Origin of the sequence: Vreelandella lionensis (assembly GCF_002087295.1) — a bacterium.
Taxonomy (GTDB): domain Bacteria; phylum Pseudomonadota; class Gammaproteobacteria; order Pseudomonadales; family Halomonadaceae; genus Vreelandella; species Vreelandella lionensis.
The window spans coordinates 1-1,099 of sequence record NZ_MWVI01000028.1 but is presented as its reverse complement, the minus strand read 5'-3'; the positions used below and the strand labels follow the sequence as shown (position 1 = coordinate 1,099).

The following is a 1,099-nucleotide window of genomic DNA, read 5'->3' as shown; positions in this document are numbered from 1 at the left end:
GGGCGGTCTCAATGAGCAAGTGCAACACCTGACCCATTCGGTATGGTGCTGTCATGACTCACTGCTATCGCCATCTCTCTGCTGAAGACCGAGCCGCTATCATGTTGCTGCGAGCCAGCCATTCGATCCGCGCCATCGCACGCCAATTAGGCCGCGCGCCCAGCACCATCTCCCGGGAGCTGGCACGCCATACGGTCCGTGCTGACAAGCGCTATGACGCCAGTCTCGCCGGGTACCGAGCCGGCCTGACGCGTTGCCAGCCTCGCCGCCGCCCCAAGCTGCATCCCGATAGCGAGCTGTTCGAACTGGTGGTCTACCTGCTGCGCCACTACTGGTCACCCGAGCAGATAGCCCGCACACTGAGACGCATGTTCCCTGATGACACTGACCGCCAGGTCTCACACGAAGCCATCTACAACGCGATCTACGTCATGCCGCGCGGCTCGCTCAAGAAGGAGCTGATTGCCTGCTTGCGACAAGGCAATGGCAAGCGGCGCCCACGCAGCCGTGGCCAGGATCGCCGACAACAGATTCCGGGCCTGGTCAGCATCCACCTGCGACCGCCAGAGATCGAAGATCGCCTAATGCCGGGGCACTGGGAGGGCGACCTGATCATGGGTGCCAATAACCGCTCTGCCGCGGGACGCTGGTGGAGCGCACCACACGCCTAGTTATCCTGGCAAAACTGGATGGCACCACGGCCACGGCAGCCGCCGTCGGGTTCAGCGACAAGCTCAATGAGGTGCCGCGCTCCCTGCGTCTGTCCATGACCTATGATCAGGGCCGCGAGATGGTGAAACACGCCGAGATCACCCAGAAGACCGGCACGGCGATCTACTTCGCTGACCCCCATAGCCCATGGCAGCGCGGTTCCAACGAGAAAACCAATGGCCTGTTGCGGCAGTATCTGCCCAAGGGGACCGATCTCTCGGTCTACAGCCAAGAGCAACGCGATGCCATTGCCGATTCACTGAACACACGGCCTCGCAAGACACTGGATGGGCGAACGCCACTGGAGGTCTATGCCGAGGTGCTCAAGAAATCAGTCGAGGGGCCGTCAACCCTTCAATAGCGTTGCACTTGGAACTTGAGACCGCCA

1 pseudogene is annotated in these 1,099 nt (G+C 61.7%); it reads left to right on the top strand.

Annotation, left to right across the window (positions count from 1 at the left end):
* Positions 1-53 precede the first annotated feature (53 nt).
* A pseudogene (locus B4967_RS03545) lies at positions 54-1,072 on the top strand (IS30 family transposase).
* Positions 1,073-1,099 lie beyond the last annotated feature (27 nt).